Here is a 25308-nt window from a genome sequence, read left to right on the forward strand (position 1 = left end):
ATGGCGCCACCCCGTACGTCCGGCTCCGGCCTGCGCAACACCGCCGACTTCCTGCTCTTCGAGCGGCTGAACGCGCTGGGCTGGAACATGCCCCTGCCCGTCTTCCGCACGCTCTGCGCCACGGGCGGTGCCCTGACCCTCCTGGCGCTGCTTGCCGGGGCCTTCTTCGGGGCACGGCTGCTGCACCTGACGGCCGAGGTGCCGGGCCCGGTCCTGGTGGCCGGATTCCTGCTCGTCAACCTGTACGCGGGCGGGGTGTACCTGCTGCGCGAGGCGTTCTCCCGGCGGCGCCACAACGTCAGCGGGTCCCCCAACGAACACTTCTTCCGGGCCCTGGACATCAGGGCCCGCGATGTCTTCCTGGTCTACTGCGCCGCCCGGATCCTGTACTTCCACGCCGCCCTGCTCGCCGTGGACGCGGCCTTCCTGGCCGCCTTCGGGAACTCCGTGGCCGGTCCGTTCACGCCGGGGCTGATCTGCGTCCCGCCGGCGCTCTGCGCGCTCACCCTGACCGTATCGGCCCGGCTGGCGACCCGCGCCGGTTCCACGGCCGCGGCCACGGGCCCCGGCACGCTCGCGGCGCTGGGCCTGACGGTCTTCACCACGGGCGTGACGGCGGGCCTGACCCTGGGCGGCCCGACCATGGGCGCACTACGGGACGGCTCCTGGGGAGGGGACGCGGCGGGGGCGGGCGCGAGCGGAGTTACGGGCGTGGGCTCGGGCGCGAGCTGGGTCACGGCCCCGGACATCGGCACGGCCCCGGGCGTCGGCACGGCCCCGAACCTCGGCATGACCCTGGACATCGGCGCGGCCCCGAACCTCGGCGCGGCCCCAGGCGTAGGCGTCGCCGAGGTGCTGGCCATCGTCGTCACGGCGGCATGCGTGGCCCTGGCCGCCGCAGCCCTGCCCTCCTTCGTACGGGAATACCGCCGCCTGGACCGGAACGGCTTCGCCATAGCCCTCCGCCCCTCCCGACACCCCGCCACGGTCCCGCCCCCGCCCATGACCTTCCGGCCCACAAGGCTGCCGCTGCTGCCGGTCCTGCACCGGCACTTCACCTCCGGCCGCACCTTCCCGATGGTCAAACGGGCCTACGCAGCCCTGCTGGCCGCCGCCCTGCTGCTGGCCGGAGTACACGCTTCCGGCAGCGGACTGCTGCCTCTGCCCGCCGGAGCCGAACAGCCCCTGACGCGTTCCGCCATCGCGCTGGGCTTCGTGCTGCTGCTGGGCTGCGTCGAGCTGGTGCTGGCCACCAGCGGGCCGACCGCGCTCGGACCCCAGTTCCGCTTCGCCTGGGAGAACCTGCTCTCCCACCGCCATGTCGCGGTCACCGCCACGCTCTACTGCACCGCCCACGCGGTGCTGCTCGCCACGGGCGTGGCGGCGGTGGCAGGCCTGGTCAGCGGCGCGGTCCTGTGGGAGCTGCCGTTCCTGGGGCTCGGAGTCATGTCCGCCTCGCTGATCGCGGAATCACTCGCCTCGGCCCCCAAGCGGCTGGTGGACGGCACGAGCGCGCCCGGCGTCTTCGTGGCCTGCGCCTCCATCGGGCTGGCCCTGCCGGCCCTCGCGGGCAGCGCCGCGCACTCCTTGTCCCTGCGGCTGCTGGCCGCCTTCTACAGCGTCTGTCTCCTCGGAGGAGCGATCACGTGCATCGGCCGTCGGATCAAGTCCCTGCCCTTGAGATCCGCGATGTGACAGCGGGCTACGTGGAGGGCAGCCCCGTGTTCACCGGGCTCTCGCTCTCCTTCGGCAGGCCGGGGCTGGTACACCTGCGGGGCGGCAACGGTACGGGCAAGTCCACCCTGGTGGAACTCTGCTCGGGGTACCTGGCCCCCTGGCAGGGCACGGTACGGGTGGGCGGCCTGGACGCGAGCACCCCGGCGGCCCGGTCCGGCCGCCGGATCTGCCGTACCCAGCCCGCCCTCTACCCCGACATGACGGTCCGGGACCACATCGTCTTCACCTCGCGATGCCGGGGTACGGGCTCCGAGGACGGCCTGGACCGCGCGATCCGGCTGGGACTCGAACCCTGGCTGAACCACGCGGCGAAGACCCTGTCCACCGGCAACACCCGCAAGCTCTGGTACGTCGTCTGCACCCTCGGCACCTTCGGCTGTGCGGTCCTGGACGAGCCGTTCAACGGCATCGACCAGGAGGGCGTCGAGAAGATCGCCGAGGAGCTCTCGCTGTGGGCCACCGACCGCCTCGTCCTCCTCATCAGCCACACGGTCCCCACCACCCTGACGGTGACGGACGACTTCGTACTGGACCGTGACCGCCCGCCCCTCCACTCAGGAGCCTCCCGGTCAGGAGCCTCCCGGCACTGACTACCTGATGACCGGCGGTCTACTCGTACTGGCGGCAACGCCCGGGAAAGACGGCCTGGACGCGCGCTGCGACGAGGGCGAGAGCGGTACGGGAGGCATCGGCGTTGGCGGCGTCGGCGGCGTCGGCGTCGGGACCGGATCCGAGTTGCAGAGCCAGGCCCTCGACCAGGGAGTGGAGTTCGAGGGCGGCGAGATCCTGATCGGTGCCGTCCGGGACCTCGCCGCACTCCTTCCCGTTCTGGACGGCCGTGGCAAGCATCGAGCGGATGAGCCGCCCCGTATCGGCATGGGCGTGCGCGAGGCGCGGGTTGTCGACCGTGCGGCCCAGGAAGGCCAGGACCACCCGGTGTGCCGAGCGGCGGCGGGGATCCACCGGGAGCCATTCGACAAGCCCTTCGACGACCACGTCACGGATCGGCAGCCGCTGCCGTGTGGCGCGCTCCCCGAGCTCCGAGACCCGGTCGAGGACCTGCTGGACGACGCGTCCGTGCGTGAACAGCAGCATCTCGTCCTTGGTCGGGAAGTAGTGCTGCACGTGCCCGACGGAGACGCCTGCCGCGGCGGCTGTCCGCGCCACCGTGACCCGGTCCAGGCCCTGTTCGGTGATCAGTTGCTGGACGGCGTCGGCGACCTGGATGCGCCTGGCTTGGTGATCGACGACCTTCGGCATGGCGCCAGGGTATCCGCCGCCGGACCTTGCGTAACTCTTTGACCATATGCTCGTATGGTAAAAACGGAGGGCGTCGACCAGGGGGTGGCTGTGGACACGACAGCGGTGGCGAAGGCGCGGGGGCGCCGATGGTCCACAGGGCTGGGGAAGGTGGTCCGGACCGCGCTGGTGGCGGCCGCGGTGGCCGGTCTCACGACCACACCGCCCCACCCGCGCCGGCGGCCGGGTGATGGGGGTGGGGCGGGCCCGCCCCCGGTGGGGGGGGCGGCGACGGGCGCCCCGGGGGGGGGCCTTACCCCCCCCCCCCCCCCCCGCGGCCGAGGGCCCGGGGTTACGTGTCGTGGCCGCCGCTGCCGCCGGTGATGCGACGACGGACCGGTCCCGGCTGGACGCGTACGTACGCGCCCGGCTTGAGGCGACGGGCACGCCCGGTGCCGCGCTCGCCGTCATCGAAGGCGGACGTGTCACGCACCAGCGGGGCTTCGGTGAGGACGGCCGGGGCCGGGCGGTCACACCGGACACCCCGTTCCTGTGGGGTTCGGTGTCCAAGCCGATCACCAGCCTTGCCGTGATGCAGCAGGTGGAGGCGGGCCGGGTGGACCTCGACGCGCCGGTACGGACGTACCTGCCCTGGTTCCGGCTCGCGGACCGGGGCGTGTCCGACCGCATCACCGTCCGGCACCTGCTCACCAACACCAGCGGCATCCCCGCCTCGGCCTCCAGCGAGATCGCGGACCGCTACGACAACGCACCGGGTGCCCTCGCCGACGCGGTGCGCGACCTCGCGAAGACCGTCCCCGCCGCAGGTCCCGGCGAGTCCTACGCCTACTCCAGCGCCGGTTACGCCGTACTCGGCGCCCTGGTCGAGGAGGTGTCCGGGCGGCCGTTCGGCACCTATCTGCACGAGAGGGTCTTCGGTCCGCTCGGGATGGACCACGCCGTCGCCACCGAGCGGGACTTCGAGCGCGAGCGGGTGGCGCCCGGCCACCGCTCCGTCTTCGGCGCCCCCGTCCCCTTTGCCGCGCCCTACGACACCTCGGGCGTCCCGTACGGGCATATGGGCGGCAGCGTACGGGACTTGACCCGGTTCACCCTCGCCGTGCTCGGCGGCGGCAGGCTGGACGGGCGCCGGGTGCTCTCGGCGCAGGGCATGGCCGAGAGCCGGCGCGGCCAGGTCGAGAGCGACGTGGACCGCTTCGGCCTCGGCTGGTCGGTCGGCACCCTCCCGGGCACGGGGGAGCGCATGGTCTGGAAGTCCGGATCGCTGCCCGGCCATGACGCCATGGTCGTCATGCTGCCCGACAGCGACCGGGCGGTGATCGTCCTCCAGAACGCCTTCCACCTGCTGCGGGCCGGGGAGTTCCACAGTGCGGCGTTCGGGGCGGCGCGCCTGCTCTCCGGCGTGGACCCCGGCACCACGTCGACCGACCCGATGGCCACCGTCCTGCCCTGGGCCTCGGCCGCCCTCGTCGTCCTGCTCCTGCTGTGCGCGGCCGCCCCGGCCCTGCGCCGCCTGCCGGGCCGACGAGCGGCGGCCCGCGCCCGTTCCCGCCGCAGGATCGTCGCCACCACCACGGCATCGGTCACCGCCGCGCTGCTCCTCGCGGCACTCCTGTGGCGGCTGCCCGCGGCGTTCGGCGGCACGGTGGAGGCGGCCCTGCTCTGGGCTCCCGATGTGGGATGGGGTGTGGTGGCCGCCGCCGGACTGGCCCTGCTGCTCGCGGTGGAGCGTACGGTCCTCGCCGCTCTGGACCTGCGGCGACAGGGCGAGGGGTGAGAGGCGGCGAGGGGGAGAGTTACGGAGACACCTTGTCCAGCACGGTGCGCGTGGCGGCCGTGCGCTGTGCGGCGCGCAGGACCGCGTACCCGAGGAGACCGCCGAGGGTGTTGGCGATCAGGTCATTGACATCGACGGCGCGGCCGTTGGCGAGAACGATGTACTGGAGCAGCTGGGTGACCTCGATGCCCAGACTGACGAGAGCGCAGGTCAGAACGGTGCGGCCACGGCTGATACGGGGGAGGAGCAGCGGCAGGAGAAAGCCCAGCGGCATGAACATGATGACGTTGGGGACCATGGTGATGTCCGCCATGAGCAACGGCACCGGCTGGATCTGACTGATCCACTCCGCCTGGTTGCGGTAGTCCCCGCCGTAGACCCACAGGGGGAAGAAGGTGAGGGAGGCGACCGCCGCCGCGTAGAGCGCGGTGGCGATCCGCAGTGCCAGCGGGCCGCCGCCCCGCCAGCCGGGAGCGTCGCGTCGGTGGCGGACCAGGGCCACGAGAGCGAAGACGGCGAGTGCCGGTCCGAGGACGGCGGCGGTGGGAATCTGGGTCTGGAAGTTCATCGGGTGCCCCCTGCGGCTGGCTCGTCGGTCGTCCTGAGCGATCCTGCTCGCGCGGGCGCCGCCCCGTATCCGCCGAAGGACAGAGCCCGCCCGGCGCCCTACGACTTTCGGCAGAGGGAGCCGCCCGAGGCGGGTACGTACGCTGCGGACATGCACTCCCCGCACTTCGGCAGAGCCTCCTCCCGGATGCGCCGCGTCCTGTTCCGCCTCGGCGTCCTCCTCGTCGGGGCCGTCCTGGTGCTGGCGCTCGCCGCCGACCACCGCACCGGTGTCCACCGGTCCGCCCTCGCACCCCTGACCGCCCTCTCGGCCGCCGCCCCCGTCCTCGCGATGTCGGTCTGGGCCGTACGCCGGTGGCGAAGCGACCCGCGGATCCTTGCGGCGGCCGGGGCGGTGGCGGGCGCTGTGTCCCTCGGGTGCAGCGCGTGGATGCGTGTCGCCGCCGGGCGGCCGGGGTCGTCGGTGGGGCGCGCCGACGCCTACACCCTGTTCGAGATCACCGCGCTCACCGTGGTGCTGGTCCTCACGGTCCGGTACGGGGCCGCCCGGCCCGCCGCCGGAGCGTCCCTCCTGCTGTGCCTGGCCGTGGTCCTGCGACCGGTGGCCGTGGAAATGACGGAGAACAGCCTCATCCTGGCGCTGCTCTGCACGTTCGCCGTCTGCGCCGGGCTGACCGGGGCGGTCGTGGCCCGGCTGGCAGCCGCCGACCGCCGACGCCACGCGGAGCACGTACGCCTGGAGCAGCGCCTCATCTTCGCCCGGGACCTGCATGATTTCGTCGCCCACCATGTGACGGGCATCGTCGTGCAGGCCCAGGGGGCCCAGGTGGTCGCGGCGTCCAGGCCGGAGCTGGCCGCGTCGGCGCTGGGGCAGATCGAACGGTCTGCTTCGGAGGCCCTCCGGGCGCTGCGGCACATGGTGGGCGGGCTCCGCACGGAGGCCGCGCCCGTACCGGCGGGCGGGGTGGAGCAACTGCGGGCCCTGGTGGGGACCTTCGGGCTGCCCGGCGGGGGAGCGGCCCGGCTCGACGAGGAGGGGCCTGTCGACCGTCTGCCGGCGGCGGCCATGGCGGCCGTGCACCGGGTCGTCATGGAGTCGCTGACCAACGTACGCAAGCACGCCCCGGACGCCCGCCGGGTGACCGTGACGCTCCGCGCCCTCCCACGGTCCGCCGAACTCGACATCGTCAACGATCGGCCGGGGGGCGCCCCAGTGGCGGCACAAACTCCGGCAACGGCGACGGGACCGCCCCCGACGGGATACGGTCTCGTCGGACTGGAGGAACGGGTCACCGCCGAAGGCGGCACCTTCCGGGCAGGCCCCGACGGCAGCGGACAGTGGCGGGTCGAAACCCGGATCCCTTGGGAGAGCGTGTGGAGGGACGGCCCATGATCCGGGTGCTGCTCGCCGACGACCAGGAGATCGTCCGTACCGGCATGGCCATGATCCTCTCCGCCGAGGACGACATCGACGTCGTCGCCCACGCCCGGGACGGCCTCCAGGCCCTGGAGATGGTCGGGCTGCACCGGCCGGACGTCGTGCTGATGGACATCCGGATGCCGCGCCTGAACGGTCTGGACGCCCTGCGCCACCTCACCCGCCCCCAGGCCCCGTACCGGCCCCACGTCGTGATCGTGACCACCTTCGACGACGAGGAGTACCTGGCCCGCGCGGTGGACGCGGGGGCCGGCGGGTTCATCCTCAAGGACTCCGGCCCGCGCCTGCTGGCCGAGGCGGTCCGCGCGGCCGCGGCCGGTGACTCCCTGGTCAGCCCGGCGATCACGGTGCGGCTCCTGCGGCAGTTCCGTACGGTCTCCTCCGGTCCGGAGACGGCCACCCGGCTCTCCCCGCGCGAGAGGGAGGTCGTCGTGCTGCTGGCCGACGGCCTGACCAACGCCGAGATCGCCACGGCCCTTTCCATCACCGTGGGCACCGTCAAGACCCACCTCACCAACGTGCAGGCCAAGCTGGGGGCGAGGAACCGCGTGGAGATCGCGGCCTGGGCCTGGCGCAGCGGGCTCGCGGGGCGCGGGGCGTGAGACGCCGGGCCCTCTCCGTACGGCTGCTCAGGTCCGTACCGCCACTGTCACCGTCCCCGGGTCAGGGGAGGAGGACGGTGATCAGCCGTCCCGGGATCAGGTACAGCGTGACGGCCGCGCTGCCGAGAACGACCGGCAGCCCGAGGAGAACGCGCAGAGGCAGCCAGACGGGGGACCAGGAGCTCACCCCCTTGCCGGTGCCGTCCGCTTTCGGCAGATACCAGACGGTCCGAAGGGGTACGGGGACCGAGGCCCGGCCGCCCGCCCGCCGAGTGAACTCCCGCCGTCGGCCCGAGGCGTCGGTGACCGCGTAGACGTGCTCGTACGCCCCGCTCCGACCGCGCGCCGACCGGACGAACGCCGCCCGTGTCAGACGCCCCCGGCGCACCAGCACCCACAGGTCGACCGCGGCATCGCCGACGAGGATCCCCGAGAGAAGGGCCACTGCGCCGAGGTTCCCGCCGATGATGACGGCCAGGACCGCTCCGGGCAGGTCGCCCGCGACGACGAGGGCGGCCCCGTACCCCAGGACCAGCACGAGCAGCCCGATCGTCCAGGGAAGGGACAGTCCGGCCGACCGGAACGGCTCGACCGGCCGGGACAGGCCGCCATCAGGTCCGCCGGGAGGCAGTTCCCCGGGCTCCTCGACCGGTGCGGGACGCCCGCCGAGCAGCGGCGGCGAACCCTCACGGAGACGTATCGCGTCGGCCGCGCACACGGCGATCAGGCGCTTCGCACCGTCGCTGGGGGCCCACCTGACCTCGGTGGCCGACTGCCCGTGCCGCGGGTCGAAGAAGCAGGGGGGAAGCCGCTGGGGCAGCGGCGCCCCGGCAACGCGGGCCTCCAGGTCCACCAGCGCGTCCAGCCCCTCCCGCAACAACTGCGGAACGACCTCCGCCTGTCCCCGGCGGTGCAGGGCCCGCGAGGCGGCGTCGTACGCGTCGAGGGCACGGGCCCAGTCGTCCAGCGCCTCCGGAGGCGTCGCGGGATCACCCGGAGCGAAGCTGTGCCCGGCCAGCATCTCGCCGAAAGCCGTCACTTCGGCCTCAAGCTCCCGCTCCTGCTCCTGCTCCTGCGCCCGCGCCCGCTTACGGTCCCGCGCTCTTCGCCCCGGTCCACGCATCCCCCGCCCCCCATCACCCCGCGATGTTCCTTGGAGGGTAGGCGCTTCACGCGTCCGACCGAGCAGCCTTCTCCGTACTCTCCGTGCTCTCCGCGCTCTCCGTACTCTTCGTACGTCCCGAATCCCCCGGGCGACTCCGCCTCAGCGCAGCGCGCTCCGCTGCTGCCACTCGGTCCACGAGAGGTTCCACGCGCCGAAGCCGTTCCCGGGCTCGACCACGCCCTTGGTGTCCTTGCCGGTGATCTCGAACGGGTCGCCCGGCCGCACCTGCGCATAGAACCAGGCGGCATCCGCGTCGCTCATCCCTATGCACCCGGAGCTCTGGTTGGACCGGCCGAAGTGCTTGGCGTTCCACGGGGCGGCGTGCGCGTACATGCCCGACCAGGTCAGCCGCATCGAGTGGTCGACCATCTTGTCGTAGGCGTCGCCGAGGCCCACCGTCTCGGAGTTCATGTTGATCGTGCCCTCCTTGGCCATGAGTACGGCGGTTCCGCGCCAGGAACGCTTGTCGCCGCCGGGTGTGCCGCCGGAGACGGCTATACGGCGGAGCGTCTTGCCGTCCCGTACGAGGGAGAGCCGGTGGCGGTCCAGGTCGACCTCGACGACCTGCCGGTCGCCGATGGTGAAGGCCGTCGCGTAGTCACGGACGAACCAGCCGCCGTCCGCGCCCGAGTCGGTGCCGTTCAGCTCGGCGTTCAGCGTGACCTCGGTTCCGGGCTTCCAGTACGTCCTGGGCCGCCAGTCCACCCGGTCCCGGCCCGACCAGTCGCGTATCCAGCCCCAGGAGCCCTCGGTGCCGTTCGAGGTGGTGATCCTGAGCTGCTTCTCGACCTCGGCCCGGTTCTTGACCGGGTGGTCGAAGACCAGGGAGATGGGCTGGGCGATGCCGACGGTGGCGCCGGCGCCCGGCCGCCAGTCGACCTTGTTGACCTTGTCCGCCGGGGCCGTGGTGAAGCCGGACTCGGTGCTCCGGGCCGTTCCGCCCGGGGTCCGGGTCGCCGCCGTCACCGTGTACGCCGTGCCGGGTACGGCCTTGCGGTCGGAGACCCAGGACCGGCCGTCGGCGGCGACCTTGCCCGCGAGCCGGTGGCCCTCGGCATCGGTGACGGTCACCGAGGTGAGGCTGCCGCCCGCGGCCGTGACCCGTACGGGCTCACCGGCCGGGACCTTCTTCCCGGCGGGCGTGACGGTGACCGTGACGGGGCGGTCGTCGGGGCTCGGCGTCGCCTCGGTGGCCGGGGCGACGGGGGAGGTGCTCGACGAGCAGGCGGCGAGCGGCAGCAGAAGGGCGGCGACGGCGGCGGCCCGGACCCGGACCCGGGCGGGGGCGAGTGCACGGGTGCGGGTGCGGGTGTGTGGACGCGGGAGTGACAAGCGGGACAACGGGACCTCCGGGACATCACGAGAGGGGCGGGCGAGTCGGCGATGTCGTGACTGTAGAGCCGGAAAACCCGAGGTCAGAGGCTGCGGGGCAATGTGACGGCGACTGGTGAGGAACGGTCATGGTCCGGTCACATTCGCCGCGCGGAGCGGTCATGAACCGCTGTGAGCATCCTCTGCACCCCGCGAAAGGCCCGGAGTGCCCCGGAACCGGAAGAGGACCCGGGAAGAAGGAGAGGCCAGATCATGTCAGCACTGCTCGTGCCGCCGTCGTCGTCGTCCAGCCCTGTGCGCCGAGGACGGGACCGGGACCGGGGCGTGGCCCTGCGAACCATCACCGCGAAGAGCTACCGCGCCTTCCTCGCGTCCCCCGAAGGCGAGGCCCTCGGCGCCGGATTCCTCCAGTGCCCGTCCTGGGCCGACGTCAAGGAGGGCTGGCTCTCCCAACTGCTCGGCTGGGGACCGGACCCGGAGGCGGGCCGGCTGACGGGCGTGGCCCTGGTGCTGCTGCGCCAACTCCCGGGAACCCGTAAGTACTTCGCGTACCTCCCCGAAGGCCCCGTCGCCGACTGGCACGACCCCGCCATCGACGGCTGGCTCGACCCGCTGCTGGAGCACCTGCGCCGCACGGGCGCCTTCGCCGTACGCATCGGCCCCTCACCCGCCCACCGCCGCTGGGACGCCGCCCGGCTCAAGCCGTTCACCGCCCCGGGCCGTCGCCTGGGCGATGTCCTCGCCAGCGAGGTCGACCCGCTCGGCACCGCCGTCGCCGAACGGCTGCGGGCCCGGGGCTGGAGGCGCTGCGGCGGCGAGGGAACCGGCGAGGGCGGGCCCGGGGGCGGGGACGGCGATGCCCAGCCCCGGCACGTCTTCCATGTGCCGCTCACCGGACGCACCACCCAGGACCTGTGGTCCGGGCTCAGTCAGGAGTGGCGCCGCAATGTGCGCCGGGCGCAGAAAGAGGGCGTGGAGGTGGTGGTGGGCAGCGCGGCGGACCTCCCGGAGTTCTGCCGGCTGCTCACCATCACCGAGCGGCGCGACGGCTTCCGGCTCGGCCGCTCGCTCGCGTACTACGAGCGCCAGTACGCCGCGCTCAACGCCGAGGAACCGGGCCGGATGAAGCTGTACCTGGCCCGCCACCAGGGCGAGATCCTGGCCGCCCACACGCTGATCACGGTGGGCCGCCGGGCCTGGTACCAGACCGGCGCCTCGGCCGACCACCGCCGCGAGGTCCGGCCTTCCAACGCCCTCCAGTGGCGGATGCTCCAGGACGCCCACGCCCTCGGCGCGGACGTCTACGACATGCGCGGGGTACCCTCCACTCTCGATCCGGAGGAACGCGTGTACGGATTGCTGCGGTGGAAGCTCGGCACCGGGGGACAGGTCGTCGAGACGTTGGGGGAATGGGAGAGGCCAGTGGGCGGCAGCGCCAACCATGCGCTTCACCGTGCCTTCCAGGCGTACTTGAAGCGCCGATGAAAGCCCATTGAACCCCATGAAGCCCCATGAAGCCCCATGAAAGCCGATGAAACCGGACGCCGATCCACCTCCTCGCACCGCCGGAACACGGCACGCACGCACCCCCGGGGCCCTGCTCGCCCGTACACGGCGACTCGGCGAACTGGACGCGCTTCTCCTGCGTGTACGCCGACGACGGCCCCGCCCCTGACCGGCCGGCCCTAACCGGCCCTAACCCTGGTCGGCTCTGCCCTGCCCCTGCCCCTGACCACCACAGAGGGAGAACTGCCCGATGCCCCGCGTGCTCCTCATCGAGGACGACCCTGCCGTGCGCGAGGGGGTCGAACTCGGTCTGCGCCGCCGCGGCCACGACGTACGGTCGGCCGGGACCGGCGAGGACGGCCTCGCCGCACTGGCCGAGTTCCGCCCCGATCTGCTGCTGCTGGACCTGATGCTGCCCGGAATGAACGGCGTACAGGTCTGCCGGCAGGTCCGCGACCACAGCCAGCTGCCGATCATCATGCTCACCGCGCGCGGCGACGACTTCGACGTGGTCATCGGCCTGGAAGCCGGTGCCGACGACTACATCGTCAAGCCCGCCCGCCCCGAGGTGATCGAGGCCCGGATCCGTGCCGTACTGCGCCGCATGGACGACAGCGGCCCGGGCCGCCCGGCCATCGAGGTGTACGGCGAACTCACCATCGACCGGGTCGGGCTGACGGTCACCAGAGCGGGCCGCCCGTTGTCGCTCGCTCCCTCGGAGCTGAGGCTCCTGCTGCACCTCTCCGCCGCCCCTGAGCAGGTGTTCAGCAGGCAGCAACTGCTGGAGAACGTCTGGGAGCACACGTACCACGCGGACGCCCGACTGGTCGACGCATGCGTCGCACGGCTGCGCGGCAAGATCGAGCCGTCGGCAGGCAGCCCCCGCTACGTCCAGACCTTGCGGGGTTTCGGCTACCGCTTCGGCCCGCTGTGAGCACGGCCAGGCGCCTTGACCGCCTGCGCCTGCGCCGGGGCAAGACCAAGGACACGGCATCGCAACCGCAACCGCAACCGGGACCGCGACCTGCACCGCAACCACAACCACAACCACAACCGAGCTCGGGACCACACACCTCACCCACCCCACCCACCCCACCCACCCCACCCACCCCACCCACCCCCCACCGCTCGCGAGTCCGGGCGTTCGGCCTGCGTACGCGACTGCTGGCCGCCTTCCTCCTGGTCGCCGCCGTCAGCGCGGGCACGACGTCCGCGCTGACGTACCGCGAGGCCCGCAACTCGCTGCTGAAGACCGCCCAGGACACGGCGGTCTCGACGTTCCGCGAGCACGTCCAGCAGACGGGCTACGGCCTGCCCATTCAGGAGGAGGGGCTGGAGGAACTCCTGCGCGACCTCGCCCGCAAGGGCAAACCGCGTCCCTGGGTGGTGTTCGCCGAATACGGTTCGGTCCGCGCCTCCTCCGGCGAGAACCCCGTCTCCACCGTCATCACCCCCGAACTGCGCCGCGCCGCCCGGGCCAACCCGTACGGGAGCTTCGAGCGGGTCGTCAAGGACGGTGTCCCCTACCTGACGATCGCGATGCCGACCGTCTTCAAGACCGGCCCGTACAGCGTGCTGCCCAGCGGACTCGTCCTGTACGCCGTCATGCGGATGACCGATGAACAGATCAACGTCGATGCGCTCCTCATGGCTGCCCGGGACGGCGCCGTGCCCGGCCTCGCGGTCGCGCTGGTGCCGGGCCTGATCGCCGCACGCAGTGTGCTGCGCCCGGTACGGGAACTGCGCCGGGCGGCCAGGAACATGGGCAGCGGCAGACTCGACACGCGGATCCCGGTGCGCGGCAGCGACGAACTGGCCGAGCTGGCAGCGACCTTCAACGAGTCGGCAGCACAACTGGAGGACTCCGTCCACGAATTGCGCGAGGCGGAGGCGAGAGCCCGCCGCTTCGCCTCCGACGTCTCGCACGAACTGCGCACGCCCCTCGCCGGAATGCTCGCCGTCACCGAGGTCCTGGACGAGGACGCGAACCGTCTGGACGCCGACACCGCCCGGGCGGTCCGGCTGGTCAGCGCGGAGACGGGGAAGCTCGCCGTACTGGTCGAGGACCTGATGGAGATCTCCCGCTTCGACGCCCGCGCGGCCGAGCTGAACGCCGACGAGGTCGATGTGGCCGAGGCCATCCGCAAGACCCTCCAGATCCGGCAGTGGCACGACGACGACCGGGTCCACGCCGAACTCCCCTCCGGCATCCGGGCCCGGCTCGACCCACGCCGCTTCGACGTCGTGATCGCCAACCTGGTCGGCAACGCCTTGCGGCACGGCGGCGCGCCGGTCACCGTAAGCCTGCGCACCGGCGAACGCCCCGCGGGAACGCCCGTACTGATCACCGAGGTCGCGGACCGGGGCCCCGGCATCCGCCCCGAGTCGATCCCGTACATCTTCGACCGCTTCTACAAGGCCGACGAGGCCCGTACCCGCTCGGCGGGCAGCGGCCTGGGGCTGGCGATCACCCAGGAGAACGTACGTCTGCACGGCGGAACGATCCGCGCGGGGAACCTCCCCGAGGGCGGTGCCGTCTTCACCGTCGAGATACCGCTGCACGCGGAGGAGACCACCGTATGAGGCGTACGCGGGCACACCGACGCGCGGCGGCCCTCGCCGTCGCGGCCGCCGTACCGCTGCTGGGCGGCTGCGGCATTCAGGAGACCGACGCCATCGAGGCGGGCGGCCCCGCGACCGTCGAGGCCTTCTACAACCGGGAGGACGACATGATGCTCTTCTTCCCCACCTCCTACGGAGGGCTGAACCCGGTACTCCGGACGGTCAGGACACCGGACGAGTACACCGAGGGTGACGCCGAGTCGGGCACCGTCGCCCTTCCCGCCCCGCCATCGACGGAGAAGGTCGTCATGGCACTGCTGGCCGGCCCGCGAGCGGAGGACCGAGCAGCGGGCCTGACCACCGCCCTCCCCTCCGCGCGCCCCGGCACCATGGTCAAGGTGGACCCCGTCTCCGGCAACACGATCACGACCCACCTGCCCCTCGCCCTGAAGGACCTGAACACCACCGCCCGACGCCAGCTGACCTGCACGATCGCCTACAGCCAGACCGCCGACGGCCAGTTGATCGTGAAGCTGAAGGGCCAGGACGGAGCATCGAGCTCCGACACCTGCGGCCTGGCCCCCAACACAACGGGCTGAGAACACGCCAGGAAGCAACTCAACTCTGCCCCGCCCCAGATCACTTCACCTTCTACTCCCCCCGTCCAACGGCCTGAGGAAACGGCGCTCGTAGCGCTTGATACACCGGGTCTCACGGGCCAGTTCGAACGCTTCCCGGCACTCCGGGTCGGTCATGCTGTCCGACCGGTACTGCTCGTACGCGGCCATACTCGGGAAGGAGAACAAGGCGTAGGCAATGTCGCTGTCGCCCTCACCAGGCAGAAAATAGCCGTGATGCGTCCCGCCGAACCGATCGACGAGCCGAACCCAGCGGCGACCGTACTCCTCGAAATCCTCAAGCTTGTCAGCGTCGATCTCGTACCTCAGGTGAATGGTGATCATGCCTGCATGATGCCGTGCCCCGGACGGGCACTGGTACGACCAGAACAGGTTGGCCAGCGCATCCGATACGGATACGGACATGGGCCGACTGGCACCTGCCCTGACCGTCCGGACACAGGAAGCCTCCGACCGTTGGCCGGCTGCGGTGACCACTGCTGACCGGCTCCTCCGGTGCCCATCCCGGTGCGCCACCGCTCACCCTGAGAGGCCAGGCCGGGCTTAGAACTGGCCCAGCCACCAGCGCGTCTCCAGGCTGTCAGCCGGGATGACCTTGGCTCTTGCCAGGATCTTCTCGTCGAGGGCGCGTACGAGGGCGCGCAACTCACGCGCGCTCTTCTTGGGCAGTGCGTGGAGCACGGCTTCGAGCCGCTCGCGGAAGCCGGCGCCGTAGCAACCGCACCCAGGGAGGCCGCAACCAACACCCATGCGTGGGTCTACAAGCTGCCTGAGCGGGCCATGGGCAAGGACCTTCCAGTGCCAGAACGCTTCTTCCGCGGCTTCGGGCCAGAAGCGGGTCCGCTCCAGCCGACGCAAGTCGGCCATGCAGGACCCTGAAAGGTGATCAATCAACGGGTATCGTCGCCGCCTCAGGGGGCGGATGGGCAGATCGCCCCGTACGGCTGATGGGCGCCTACGCGGCATTGCCCCTTCGGTTGTCAGTCATGTGGGCAAGGTACAGAACCAGGCTCCGGGTGGCTACCGCGTATTCCGGCACCTGAAGCCGTTCCACCGTTCCACTTTCGATCGGAAGCGACACAAGGGCCCGGGGAGCCTGTCGGCATACCGGACAGGTTCCGCTCCTCCAGCCTCCGCCACCCGGGCACACACCGACCACCCGACCCGGGGCCACGCTCAAAGACACGATGGACCGGTCCGGGCAATCCTCGGAGAAGGCCGCGCCACGACGATCCACCAACACTCCGACCTTGAGCGGCAGCGGGAAGTGGCCGACCAGCCTGGACAACCTCATGCGCGCCGCCCGAGCTGGTCCAGACAACTAACAAGGCCCAGGACGATGACCTGGGCCTCAGTCGTGGAGCGGGTGACGAGAATCGAACTCGCGCTCTGAGCTTGGGAAGCTCATGTTCTACCATTAAACTACACCCGCGAAGCGTGCCGATGATCGGCGCTGCATCGTCACACACTGTACCCCATGTCAGGCCCCCGGTGGATGAGCCGTGGGGTCTCTTCTGTGTGTGCCCCGTGGTGTGGCCGGGGTGGATGCGGGTGGGGTGGGCGGGAGTTGGGGGCGTAGCGTGGGTGGTCGGAGTGCCGTGTCGAGTGGCGTCCTGTTCATCCCCTAATGTGGCTTTCTCGTCCATATGTGGTTGGGGAAGGGACTTGATGGAGTCGATGGAGCGCACCGTCGTCCGCTGTGCCGAAGGGCATGTTTTCGCTACCTCGTCGTTCCCGATGCAGCAGCTCGGGGCCGACCGGATCGGGCCGGGGCGGTTGATCCGGTGTCCCCGGTGTGCCCGGTTGCGGCACGCCGTTCCGGTGGGGTTCGAGAAGCGGTAGGTGGCAGGAGGCGGAACAAGGGGGGCGGGGAGGGGTGAGCGGTGGGCCTTGGGGCCCGCCGCTGGTCCTGGCTTCCCGAGGGTGTGGGTGGTCCGGTTGGGGTGGGGTCGTGCCTTCTGCGTATCCTCGGTTCGTGCTTCTCTCAGACAAGGACATCCGGGCCGAGATCGACGCCGGCCGCGTCCGCATTGATCCGTACGACCCTTCGATGGTGCAGCCGTCGAGCATCGACGTGCGGCTGGACCGCTACTTCCGGGTGTTCGAGAACCACCGGTACCCGCACATCGACCCGGCCGTCGAACAGCCCGACCTGACGCGGACCGTCGAGCCCGAGGGCGACGAGGCGTTCATCCTGCACCCCGGCGAGTTCGTGCTGGCGTCCACGTACGAGGTGATCTCGCTCCCCGACGACCTGGCCTCGCGGCTGGAGGGGAAGAGTTCGCTGGGGCGGCTCGGGCTGGTGACGCACTCCACGGCCGGGTTCATCGACCCCGGGTTCTCCGGGCACGTGACCCTGGAGCTGTCGAACCTCGCGACCCTGCCGATAAAGCTCTGGCCGGGCATGAAGATCGGGCAGTTGTGCCTGTTCAAGCTGACCTCGTCCTCCGAGTTCCCGTACGGCTCCGAGCGGTACGAGTCGCGGTACCAGGGGCAGCGGGGGCCGACGGCCTCGCGGTCGTTCCAGAACTTCCATCGGACCCAGGTGTGATCGATCATGACCAGTGACGTGCGGGAAAACCTCACCTACGAAGGCTTCGGGCGGGCCGTGCGCGAGCTCGCGCAGGCCGTCGCCGACGATGGGTACGAGCCCGATGTCGTCCTCAGCATCGCCCGCGGCGGCGTTTTTGTGGCCGGTGGGCTCGCCTACGCGCTGGACTGCAAGAACATCCATCTGGTGAATGTGGAGTTCTACACCGGGGTCGGGACGACCCTGGAGATGCCGGTGATGCTGGCGCCCGTCCCCAACGCGATCGACTTCTCGGAGAAGAAGGTGCTGATCGCCGACGATGTCGCTGATACGGGCAAGACCCTGAAGCTCGTCCATGACTTCTGCGTCGACCATGTCGCCGAGGTCCGCAGCGCCGTCATCTACGAGAAGTCCCACTCCCTCGTGAAGTGCGAGTACGTGTGGAAGAAGACCGATCAGTGGATCAACTTCCCCTGGAGCGTGGAGAAGCCCGTCGTCCGGCGGGACGGGCAGGTCCTCGACTCGTAGGGCCAGGCCCTCTGCATGCCCTCTGCATGCCCTGTGCTTGTCGAAGGCCCCCGGAGTGCGTCCTGCGCTCCGGGGGCCTTCTTCTCTCTCACGCTCTTTCTCAGATCGTGCCCAGCTTGATGATCGACAGCAGCGCGATCAGCTGGATCGCCGACGCTCCCAGCGCCTTCGGCCACGGCAGGTCGTGCGACTTGCTCACCATCGACGTGAACAGCGCGCCGGCTGCCAGCCAGGTCAGCCAGCCCACGATCTGGACCAGGGAGTTCTCGCCGCCGAGGAAGACGGCGAAGAGCAGGCGCGGGGCGTCGGTGATCGACATGATCAGCATCGACAGGCCCACCGTCGGCTGCCACGAGCCCGTGCCGCCGAGCTGGCGGGCCAGGGTGTGGGTCACCGCGCCGAGGACCAGGCCGCCGATGACGAAGCCGACGCCGGTGAAGAGGACGTACGGGACGGCCGTCGAGATCGTCGCGTTGATCGCGTCCTCGCGGGCCTGGTCGAAGCCGAACAGCGCGAGCAGGCCGTAGAGGAACGTGACGATCAGCGCCGGGCCCCACACCGGGTAGTCCCGCATCTGCCAGAACGTCGGGCCGGGGCGCGTCACGATGCCGGTCAGCAGCTCCTTCCAGCGCAGGCGGGGGCCTGCGGGCTGGGCGGGGCCGTGACCGGCGTGGTAGGTGCTGCCGTCGCCGTACGGGTCGTCGTTGATGCTGAACGCCTGCGTGTGACCCGGGTTGTTGGCGTACGGGTCGTGGGGTGCGGGGTCGGCGTAGGGGTCGCCGAAGTACTCCGGCTCGCCGTGGCCGTGCGGGCCCTGCCCGTGTCCGCTGTGTCCGCCGTGTCCGTGTGCGCCGTGCCCTGGTCCGCCCTGGCCGTGCCCGGCGTAGCCGCCGCCCGTGTACGGGGTGCCCTGGGGGGCTCCGTACGGCGGCGGCGCCGCGCCGTTGCCGCCGCCTCCTGCGGTCGGCCACGGCTGAGCACCGTACGGCGGCTGTGGTGCCTGCCCTCCGTACGGCTGCTGCCGCTGCTGCTGCGGTTGTTGCGGGGTGCGGTTGTCCCGGCCGCGTCCGATCCTGAATCCAGCCACCCATCGAACGTACCTGGTCCCCGGAGCCGGGGAGTGGGGGCCGGGGGAACCCGACCGCCATTGCGGCCGAGCTGTGACATCCCCTAGGGGCGGCGGGGAGGGGGAGTTCAGGGGAGGAACAGCGCCGTGGAGAAGGTGCGTACGGGGGCGTCTGTGGTACCCGCCCGGGGGGATCAGGTTCTGGGGTTCACCGCCCGGAACGGGAGCGGGCCCCTGGAGTTCACCGGCCCGGCGTACGGGAGCCGGAACCACCCCCGTACGCCGAAGCGGCCGGTCCTGCCCCCGAGGCAGGTCCGGCCGCTCATCACGCCGACGCGTTACGTCACTTTGCCGGTTCCGGCTCCGGTGCGTCCACCTGCTCCGGCTCGCCCGCCGGGTCGGCCGGGGTCTTCACCGACTCCAGGAGGAGCTGCGAGACGTCCACCACCTGGATGGACTCCTTGGCCTGGCCGTCGTTCTTCTTGCCGTTGACCGAGTCGGTCAGCATGACGAGGCAGAACGGGCAGGCGGTCGAGACGATGTCCGGGTTGAGGGCGAGGGCTTCGTCGACGCGCTCGGTGTTGATGCGCTTGCCGATCCGCTCCTCCATCCACATCCGGGCACCACCGGCGCCGCAGCAGAAGCCGCGCTCCTTGTGGCGGTGCATCTCCTCGTTCCGCAGGCCCGGGACCTTCGCGATGATCTCGCGCGGCGGGGTGTAGATCTTGTTGTGCCGGCCCAGGTAGCACGGGTCGTGGTACGTGATCAGGCCCTCGACCGGGGTCACCGGGATCAGCCTGCCCTCGTCGATGAGGTGCTGGAGCAGCTGGGTGTGGTGGATGACCTCGTACTCGCCGCCGAGCTGCGGGTACTCGTTCGCGATCGTGTTGAAGCAGTGCGGGCAGGTCGCGACGATCTTCTTCGACGACTTGGGCTTCTTCGTCTCCGGCTCGTCGTCGTCCTCGCCGTACGCCATGTTCAGCATGGCCACGTTCTCCTGGCCGAGCTGCTGGAACAGCGGCTCGTTGCCCAGGCGGCGGGCGGAGTCACCCGTGCACTTCTCGTCGCCGCCCATGATCGCGAACTTGACGCCCGCGATGTGCAGCAGCTCCGCGAAGGCCTTGGTGGTCTTCTTGGCCCGGTCCTCCAGGGCGCCCGCGCAGCCGACCCAGTACAGGTAGTCGACCTCGGTGAGGTCCTCGACGTCCTTGCCGACGATCGGGACCTCGAAGTCGACCTCCTTGGTCCACTCCACGCGCGCCTTCTTGGCCAGCCCCCAGGGGTTGCCCTTCTTCTCCAGGTTCTTGAGCATCGTGCCCGCCTCGGACGGGAACGCGGACTCGATCATCACCTGGTAGCGGCGCATGTCGACGATGTGGTCGATGTGCTCGATGTCGACCGGGCACTGCTCCACGCACGCACCGCAGGTGGTGCAGGACCAGAGGACGTCCGGGTCGATGACGCCGTTCTCCTCGGCGGTGCCGATCAGCGGGCGCTCGGCCTCGGCGAGGGCGGCCGCGGGAACGTCCTTGAGCTGCTCATCGGTGGCCTTCTCGTTGCCCTCCATGTCCTTGCCGCCACCGGCCAGGAGGTAGGGGGCCTTGGCGTGCGCGTGGTCGCGCAGCGACATGATCAGGAGCTTCGGGGAGAGCGGCTTGCCGGTGTTCCACGCGGGGCACTGCGACTGGCAGCGGCCGCACTCGGTGCAGGTGGAGAAGTCCAGGATGCCCTTCCAGGAGAACTGCTCGACCTGGGAGACACCGAAGACCGCGTCCTCGGCCGGGTCCTCCCAGTCGATCTCCTTGCCGCCCGTCGTCATCGGCTGGAGCGCGCCGAGCGCGACCTCGCCGTCGGCGTTCCGCTTGAACCAGATGTTCGGGAAGCCGAGGAAGCGGTGCCAGGCGACACCCATGTTGGTGTTGAGCGAGACCGTGATCATCCAGATCAGCGAGGTGCAGATCTTGATCATCGCGGTGAAGTAGATGAGCGTCTGGAGCGTGGGCAGCGACAGGCCCTTGAAGGCCAGGACCAGCGGGTACGACACGAAGTACGCGGCGTCGTAGCTCTCGACGTGGTGGATCGCGCCCTCAAGGCCGCGCAGCACCAGGATCGCGAGGCCGATGGTCAGGATGATGTATTCGACGAAGTACGCCTGCCAGGCCTTCGAGCCCGCGAACCGCGACTTGCGCCCGGCCCGGGAGGGCAGGTTCAGCAGCCGGATCACCATCAGCGCCACGATGCCCACGACCGTCATCAGGCCGATGAACTCGATGTACATCTCGAAGGGCAGGAAGGTCCCGATGATCGGCAGCACCCAGTCGGCCTGGAAGAGCTGACCGTACGCCTGGAGCAGCGTGGGCGGCAGCGTCAGGAAGCCGACCGCGACGAACCAGTGGGCGAAGCCGACGATGCCCCACCGGTTCATCCGGCTGTGGCCCAGGAACTCCTTGACCAGCGTGATCGTGCGGGCCTTGGGGTCGTCGGTGCGGCTGCCTGCTGGTACCGGCTGTCCCAGACGGACGAAGCGGTAGATCTGCGCGACGGCTCGGCAGATGAGCGCAACGCCGACGACCGTCAGCACCAGCGACACGATGATCGCGGCGAGTTGCATGAGTAGGGCTCCTCGGGCCTGCGAGAGCGGGATCCAGTTGACTACTGCCCACTACTACTAAGCAGTAACTTAATTAGTCTGTGCTGACACTATCCACTTATTCCACCCCGCTGTAGCCGAGTGGGCGGTGATCTGTGTCGCTCAGGTGTGCCTTGGTTGTGCGGTGGTCGTGCTGTCGCCGGGGCGCGCCTTCCGGAGCGCCGTGCGCAGGGATACGCGTACGGCTTCCGCGAGGATCGACAGGTCGAGCACGACTCCATGGTGCTCTGCGTAGTGCTGGTCCAGCAGGGCGGGGTCGTCCCACGGCATGCCGGAGCGGGCACGCACCTGTGCCAGGCCGGTCAGTCCCGGCCGCAGCTCCTGCCGCCACTGCCGGGGCCCCGGGCCTGCGGCGCGCGGGCTGCCGGGGGGCAGCGGGGCCGGTCCTACGAGGGAGAGGTCGCCCCGGACGACCTGGGGGAGCCGGGAGAGCAGGTCGAGCCGGAGCCTGCGGGTGCGCAGGGAGCGCAGCGTGAAGACCCGGCCGCCCAGGCCCGTACGGGGACTGCGCTCCCATACGTTGCCGGGGCCCCGCCGGACCGCGAGGGCGAGGGCGCCCGCGGCCACGGCGGGGGCGGTGAGGACCAGCAGGGCGGTGCCGAGCGTCAGGTCCAGCACCCGTTCGGCCGAAGCGCGCGGGGTGCAGCGGTCCGCGAGCCCCTCGGCCCGGTCGGTGAGGTCCGCCAGGCGTGCGGCGGGGCGGGAGGGGAAGTGGCCCCTGGCCGTGCCGGTGACGGTGACTGTTGGGGCGGGGGGGTGTTGGCGGGGTGCCGGGGGGTGGGGGTGGGCCTGGTGCTGCGGTTGTGGGTGTGGGTGTGGGTGTGGCTGTGGGTGGGGTAGTGGCTGGTGCTGGTGCTGGGTCTGCGCTTGTGGCTGCGGCGGTGGCTGGGGTTGTGAAGGTGACTGCTTCTTCTTGTGCCTCTGCTGTCTCTGCTGTCTCTGCGGCTTCTTCCTTTGGCTTGCCTGTTCGTTCTTCTGTCGCGCGCGCCGCTGTCTCGCGTTCCGCATCGTGATCGTGCCCGCCCGGGGTTCGGAGTCCGATGGTGTGCCGATCGATGACGTTTGCGACCTTGCGACCGTCTCGCGGCATTTTGTGACAGAACGATCCCACGGTGCGATGGTGGGCTGGGTGGTGCGCGAGGGGTGTGGCGTGGGCGGGGTGTCCCATGGGGGGCCGGAAGTGCGTGATGGTGAAGCACGTGTGCACTTAAGTTGAGCCTGGCCGACTCAGGTCTGTTGACTCTGAGGCGGGCGTCATGCATTCTTGAGTCAGATCCACTCAAGTAGTCAGTTGGAGGAATTGAAATGGCACGTGCGGTCGGCATCGACCTGGGCACGACTAACTCCGTCGTCAGCGTTCTCGAAGGCGGCGAGCCCACCGTCATCACCAACGCCGAAGGCGCCAGGACCACGCCGTCCGTCGTCGCCTTCGCCAAGAACGGCGAGGTGCTCGTCGGCGAGGTGGCCAAGCGTCAGGCGGTCACCAACGTCGACAGGACCATCCGCTCCGTCAAGCGCCACATGGGCACTGACTGGAAGATCGACCTGGACGGCAAGAGCTTCAACCCGCAGCAGATGAGCGCCTTCATCCTGCAGAAGCTGAAGCGCGACGCCGAGTCCTACCTGGGCGAGAAGGTGACCGACGCGGTCATCACCGTACCGGCGTACTTCAACGACTCCGAGCGTCAGGCGACCAAGGAGGCCGGTGAGATCGCGGGCCTCAACGTCCTGCGCATCGTCAACGAGCCGACCGCCGCCGCCCTGGCGTACGGCCTGGACAAGGACGACCAGACGATCCTCGTCTTCGACCTCGGTGGCGGCACCTTCGACGTGTCGCTCCTGGAGATCGGTGACGGCGTCGTCGAGGTGAAGGCCACCAACGGTGACAACCACCTCGGTGGTGACGACTGGGACCAGCGCGTCGTCGACTACCTGGTGAAGCAGTTCGCCAACGGCCACGGCGTGGACCTGTCCAAGGACAAGATGGCTCTCCAGCGTCTCCGCGAGGCCGCGGAGAAGGCGAAGATCGAGCTCTCGTCCTCGACCGAGACCACGATCAACCTGCCGTACATCACGGCGTCCGCCGAGGGCCCGCTGCACCTGGACGAGAAGCTCACGCGCTCGCAGTTCCAGCAGCTGACCGCGGACCTCCTGGACCGCTGCAAGACCCCGTTCCACAACGTCATCAAGGACGCGGGCATCCAGCTCTCCGAGATCGACCACGTCGTGCTCGTCGGTGGCTCCACCCGTATGCCGGCCGTCGCCGAGCTCGTCAAGGAGCTGACCGGTGGCCAGGAGGCCAACAAGGGTGTGAACCCGGACGAGGTCGTCGCCATCGGCGCCTCGCTCCAGGCCGGTGTCCTCAAGGGCGAGGTCAAGGACGTCCTGCTCCTCGACGTCACCCCGCTCTCCCTCGGTATCGAGACCAAGGGAGGGATCATGACGAAGCTCATCGAGCGCAACACCACGATCCCGACCAAGCGCTCCGAGATCTTCACGACGGCCGAGGACAACCAGCCCTCCGTGCAGATCCAGGTCTACCAGGGCGAGCGCGAGATCGCGGCGTACAACAAGAAGCTCGGGATGTTCGAGCTGACCGGTCTGCCGCCGGCCCCGCGCGGTGTGCCGCAGATCGAGGTCGCCTTCGACATCGACGCCAACGGCATCATGCACGTCGCTGCCAAGGACCTCGGCACCGGCAAGGAGCAGAAGATGACCGTCACCGGTGGCTCCTCGCTGCCGAAGGACGAGGTCAACCGGATGCGCGAAGAGGCCGAGAAGTACGCGGAGGAGGACCACGCCCGCCGCGAGGCCGCCGAGTCGCGCAACCAGGGCGAGCAGCTTGTCTACCAGACGGAGAAGTTCCTCAAGGACAACGAGGACAAGGTCCCCGCGGACGTCAAGACGGAGGTGGAGACCGCTGTCGGCGAGCTGAAGGAGAAGCTCAAGGGCGAGGACTCCGCCGAGATCCGTACGGCCACCGAGAAAGTCGCCGCCGTCTCCCAGAAGCTGGGCCAGGCGATGTACGCCAACGCCCAGGCCGAGGGTGCGACGCCGGGCGCCGAGACCCCGGGCGGCGCCCAGGGCAAGGCCGATGACGATGTCGTCGACGCCGAGATCGTGGACGACGAGAAGGACACCAAGGGCGGTGCGGCGTGACCGAGGAGACCCCGGGCTTCGAGGAGAAGCCCGACGTCCCCTCCGGCGCCACCCCTGATGACGCCGAGCCGAAGGCTGCCGCACCCTCCGAGGAGGAGACGGCGGCCCCGGCCGGGGACACCGACCAGACCGTCGGCCTGACCGCACAGCTGGACCAGGTCCGTACGGCGCTCAGCGAGCGCACCGCGGACCTCCAGCGGCTCCAGGCCGAGTACCAGAACTACCGCCGCCGCGTGGAGCGGGACCGGGTCACGGTCAAGGAGATCGCCGTCGCGAACCTCCTGTCCGAGCTCCTTCCCGTACTCGACGACGTCGGCCGCGCACGGGAACACGGCGAGCTGCTCGGCGGCTTCAAGTCGGTCGCCGAATCGCTGGAGACCGTCGTCGCGAAGCTGGGCCTCCAGCAGTTCGGCAAGGAGGGCGAGCCCTTCGACCCGACGATCCACGAGGCCCTGATGCACAGTTACGCGCCGGACGTCACCGAGACGACCTGCGTGGCGATCCTCCAGCCGGGGTATCGCATCGGCGAGCGCACCATCCGCCCCGCGCGGGTGGCCGTCGCCGAGCCGCAGCCGGGCGCCACGCCCGCCGCGGCCAAGGAAGAGAAGACAGACGACGAGGAGAGCGGTGGCACCGAGGAGGTCTGACGGCGACACGTCTGACCACCAGGGTGCACACCGACCGGCCCGGGGGGGGGGGGCACGGGGGGCGGGCGCGGCGTGCCGGCGGGCGGGGGGGCCGGGGGGGGCCCGCACGCCGGAGGGGTGACGGGGGTGAACCACTGCGGCCGG

At 70.5% G+C, this 25308-nt stretch carries 22 protein-coding genes and 1 tRNA gene; 13 read left to right on the forward strand and 10 right to left on the reverse strand.

Annotation, left to right across the window (positions count from 1 at the left end):
- Both ACFW9Z_RS07180 and ACFW9Z_RS07185 read left to right on the forward strand, forming a co-directional pair.
- The gene (locus tag ACFW9Z_RS07180) at positions 1-1695 is read left to right on the forward strand and encodes a hypothetical protein (RefSeq protein ID WP_384635590.1); all 1695 of its coding nucleotides are present in this window, start codon (positions 1-3) and stop codon (positions 1693-1695) included.
- Entirely contained in the window at positions 1692-2327 is a 636-nt protein-coding gene (locus ACFW9Z_RS07185; RefSeq protein ID WP_384635593.1) for an ATP-binding cassette domain-containing protein, read from the forward strand. Before ACFW9Z_RS07180 ends, ACFW9Z_RS07185 begins: the two co-directional genes overlap by 4 nt.
- 19 nt (positions 2328-2346) lie before the next feature.
- Here the strand turns inward: ACFW9Z_RS07185 and ACFW9Z_RS07190 are convergent, their stop codons facing one another.
- A complete protein-coding gene (locus ACFW9Z_RS07190; RefSeq protein ID WP_384635596.1) occupies positions 2347-2997 on the reverse strand; it encodes a TetR/AcrR family transcriptional regulator in 651 nt (216 codons plus the stop codon).
- Between the two features lie 340 nt (positions 2998-3337).
- On the opposite strand from ACFW9Z_RS07190, the gene ACFW9Z_RS07195 reads away from it, so the two are divergent.
- Entirely contained in the window at positions 3338-4774 is a 1437-nt protein-coding gene (locus ACFW9Z_RS07195) for a serine hydrolase domain-containing protein (protein ID WP_384635599.1), read from the forward strand.
- A 19-nt stretch (positions 4775-4793) separates the two neighbouring features.
- On the opposite strand, the gene ACFW9Z_RS07200 is transcribed toward ACFW9Z_RS07195, so the two are convergent.
- A complete protein-coding gene (locus ACFW9Z_RS07200) occupies positions 4794-5342 on the reverse strand; it encodes a VanZ family protein (protein ID WP_384635602.1) in 549 nt (182 codons plus the stop codon).
- Between the two features lie 150 nt (positions 5343-5492).
- Between ACFW9Z_RS07200 and ACFW9Z_RS07205 the strand changes: the two genes are divergently transcribed.
- Together ACFW9Z_RS07205 and ACFW9Z_RS07210 are read left to right on the forward strand one after the other, a co-directional pair.
- Positions 5493-6734 carry a sensor histidine kinase gene (locus ACFW9Z_RS07205; protein WP_384635605.1) on the forward strand — a complete coding sequence of 414 codons (1242 nt, stop codon included), beginning with the start codon at positions 5493-5495 and terminating at the stop codon, positions 6732-6734.
- On the forward strand, positions 6731-7381 hold the full coding sequence (locus tag ACFW9Z_RS07210) for a response regulator (protein WP_384635608.1): 651 nt from the start codon (positions 6731-6733) through the stop codon (positions 7379-7381). The genes ACFW9Z_RS07205 and ACFW9Z_RS07210 overlap by 4 nt, the downstream gene beginning before the upstream one ends.
- Positions 7382-7442: 61 nt before the next feature.
- Here the strand turns inward: ACFW9Z_RS07210 and ACFW9Z_RS07215 are convergent, their stop codons facing one another.
- Together ACFW9Z_RS07215 and ACFW9Z_RS07220 are read right to left on the reverse strand one after the other, a co-directional pair.
- Positions 7443-8504, reverse strand: coding sequence for a hypothetical protein (locus ACFW9Z_RS07215; RefSeq protein WP_384635611.1), 1062 nt, complete (start codon positions 8502-8504; stop codon positions 7443-7445).
- 141 nt (positions 8505-8645) lie between these two features.
- Entirely contained in the window at positions 8646-9878 is a 1233-nt protein-coding gene (locus ACFW9Z_RS07220; protein ID WP_384635614.1) for an Ig-like domain-containing protein, read from the reverse strand.
- Positions 9879-10130: 252 nt separating this feature from the next.
- Here ACFW9Z_RS07220 and ACFW9Z_RS07225 point away from each other — a divergent pair, with 252 nt between their 5' ends.
- From ACFW9Z_RS07225 to ACFW9Z_RS07240, 4 genes are all read left to right on the forward strand, one after another.
- Positions 10131-11363, forward strand: coding sequence for a lipid II:glycine glycyltransferase FemX (locus ACFW9Z_RS07225; protein WP_384635617.1), 1233 nt, complete (start codon positions 10131-10133; stop codon positions 11361-11363).
- A gap of 271 nt (positions 11364-11634) precedes the next feature.
- Positions 11635-12318, forward strand: a complete 684-nt coding sequence (locus ACFW9Z_RS07230; RefSeq protein ID WP_384635620.1) for a response regulator — start codon at positions 11635-11637, stop codon at positions 12316-12318.
- A gap of 215 nt (positions 12319-12533) precedes the next feature.
- Entirely contained in the window at positions 12534-13967 is a 1434-nt protein-coding gene (locus ACFW9Z_RS07235) for an ATP-binding protein (protein WP_384635793.1), read from the forward strand.
- Positions 13964-14545, forward strand: a complete 582-nt coding sequence (locus ACFW9Z_RS07240) for a hypothetical protein (RefSeq protein WP_384635623.1) — start codon at positions 13964-13966, stop codon at positions 14543-14545. Before ACFW9Z_RS07235 ends, ACFW9Z_RS07240 begins: the two co-directional genes overlap by 4 nt.
- Before the next feature lie 45 nt (positions 14546-14590).
- Here the strand turns inward: ACFW9Z_RS07240 and ACFW9Z_RS07245 are convergent, their stop codons facing one another.
- The 3 genes from ACFW9Z_RS07245 to ACFW9Z_RS07255 all read right to left on the reverse strand — a co-directional run bounded on the left by ACFW9Z_RS07245 (position 14591) and on the right by ACFW9Z_RS07255 (position 16016).
- On the reverse strand, positions 14591-14908 hold the full coding sequence (locus ACFW9Z_RS07245) for an NIPSNAP family protein (RefSeq protein ID WP_384635626.1): 318 nt from the start codon (positions 14906-14908) through the stop codon (positions 14591-14593).
- A 219-nt stretch (positions 14909-15127) separates the two neighbouring features.
- Positions 15128-15265: a hypothetical protein gene (locus tag ACFW9Z_RS07250; protein WP_384635629.1), complete on the reverse strand. Its 138-nt coding sequence runs from the start codon at positions 15263-15265 to the stop codon at positions 15128-15130.
- A 677-nt stretch (positions 15266-15942) separates the two neighbouring features.
- Positions 15943-16016, reverse strand: a tRNA-Gly gene (locus ACFW9Z_RS07255).
- A 543-nt stretch (positions 16017-16559) separates the two neighbouring features.
- On the opposite strand from ACFW9Z_RS07255, the gene dcd reads away from it, so the two are divergent.
- Positions 16560-17135 carry a dCTP deaminase gene (gene dcd, locus ACFW9Z_RS07260; protein ID WP_050358434.1) on the forward strand — a complete coding sequence of 192 codons (576 nt, stop codon included), beginning with the start codon at positions 16560-16562 and terminating at the stop codon, positions 17133-17135.
- 6 nt (positions 17136-17141) lie between these two features.
- A complete protein-coding gene (locus tag ACFW9Z_RS07265) occupies positions 17142-17642 on the forward strand; it encodes a phosphoribosyltransferase (protein WP_384635632.1) in 501 nt (166 codons plus the stop codon).
- 100 nt (positions 17643-17742) lie between these two features.
- On the opposite strand, the gene ACFW9Z_RS07270 is transcribed toward ACFW9Z_RS07265, so the two are convergent.
- The 3 genes from ACFW9Z_RS07270 to ACFW9Z_RS07280 form a co-directional block, all read right to left on the reverse strand.
- Complete coding sequence (locus ACFW9Z_RS07270; RefSeq protein ID WP_384635634.1) at positions 17743-18729, reverse strand: Yip1 family protein; 987 nt, start codon at positions 18727-18729, stop codon at positions 17743-17745.
- Positions 18730-19051: 322 nt separating this feature from the next.
- The gene (locus ACFW9Z_RS07275) at positions 19052-21319 is read right to left on the reverse strand and encodes a heterodisulfide reductase-related iron-sulfur binding cluster (protein ID WP_384635637.1); all 2268 of its coding nucleotides are present in this window, start codon (positions 21317-21319) and stop codon (positions 19052-19054) included.
- A 141-nt stretch (positions 21320-21460) separates the two neighbouring features.
- Positions 21461-21976, reverse strand: coding sequence for a sugar transferase (locus ACFW9Z_RS07280; protein WP_384635640.1), 516 nt, complete (start codon positions 21974-21976; stop codon positions 21461-21463).
- A 687-nt stretch (positions 21977-22663) separates the two neighbouring features.
- Here ACFW9Z_RS07280 and dnaK point away from each other — a divergent pair.
- Together dnaK and grpE are read left to right on the forward strand one after the other, a co-directional pair.
- Entirely contained in the window at positions 22664-24517 is a 1854-nt protein-coding gene (gene dnaK / locus ACFW9Z_RS07285; RefSeq protein ID WP_384635643.1) for a molecular chaperone DnaK, read from the forward strand.
- Positions 24514-25164 (forward strand): nucleotide exchange factor GrpE, encoded by a 651-nt coding sequence (gene grpE / locus ACFW9Z_RS07290; RefSeq protein WP_384635645.1) that lies wholly within the window; start codon positions 24514-24516, stop codon positions 25162-25164. The genes dnaK and grpE overlap by 4 nt, the downstream gene beginning before the upstream one ends.
- Positions 25165-25308 lie beyond the last annotated feature (144 nt).

This window comes from Streptomyces sp. NPDC059452 (assembly GCF_042750035.1).
In the GTDB taxonomy this organism is placed as follows: Bacteria; Actinomycetota; Actinomycetes; order Streptomycetales; family Streptomycetaceae; genus Streptomyces.

Excerpts from the sequence above, each read along its gene's own strand:
- ACFW9Z_RS07240 (WP_384635623.1), top strand. The coding sequence starts at position 13,964 with ATGAGGCGTACGCGGGCACACCGACGCGCGGCGGCCCTCGCCGTCGCG.
- ACFW9Z_RS07205 (WP_384635605.1), top strand. The coding sequence starts at position 5,493 with ATGCACTCCCCGCACTTCGGCAGAGCCTCCTCCCGGATGCGCCGCGTC.
- ACFW9Z_RS07275 (WP_384635637.1), bottom strand. The coding sequence starts at position 21,319 with ATGCAACTCGCCGCGATCATCGTGTCGCTGGTGCTGACGGTCGTCGGC.
- ACFW9Z_RS07265 (WP_384635632.1), top strand. The coding sequence starts at position 17,142 with ATGACCAGTGACGTGCGGGAAAACCTCACCTACGAAGGCTTCGGGCGG.
- ACFW9Z_RS07215 (WP_384635611.1), bottom strand. The coding sequence starts at position 8,504 with ATGCGTGGACCGGGGCGAAGAGCGCGGGACCGTAAGCGGGCGCGGGCG.
- ACFW9Z_RS07210 (WP_384635608.1), top strand. The coding sequence starts at position 6,731 with ATGATCCGGGTGCTGCTCGCCGACGACCAGGAGATCGTCCGTACCGGC.
- ACFW9Z_RS07245 (WP_384635626.1), bottom strand. The coding sequence starts at position 14,908 with ATGATCACCATTCACCTGAGGTACGAGATCGACGCTGACAAGCTTGAG.
- ACFW9Z_RS07225 (WP_384635617.1), top strand. The coding sequence starts at position 10,131 with ATGTCAGCACTGCTCGTGCCGCCGTCGTCGTCGTCCAGCCCTGTGCGC.
- ACFW9Z_RS07200 (WP_384635602.1), bottom strand. The coding sequence starts at position 5,342 with ATGAACTTCCAGACCCAGATTCCCACCGCCGCCGTCCTCGGACCGGCA.
- ACFW9Z_RS07190 (WP_384635596.1), bottom strand. The coding sequence starts at position 2,997 with ATGCCGAAGGTCGTCGATCACCAAGCCAGGCGCATCCAGGTCGCCGAC.
- ACFW9Z_RS07230 (WP_384635620.1), top strand. The coding sequence starts at position 11,635 with ATGCCCCGCGTGCTCCTCATCGAGGACGACCCTGCCGTGCGCGAGGGG.
- ACFW9Z_RS07180 (WP_384635590.1), top strand. The coding sequence starts at position 1 with ATGGCGCCACCCCGTACGTCCGGCTCCGGCCTGCGCAACACCGCCGAC.
- dnaK (WP_384635643.1), top strand. The coding sequence starts at position 22,664 with ATGGCACGTGCGGTCGGCATCGACCTGGGCACGACTAACTCCGTCGTC.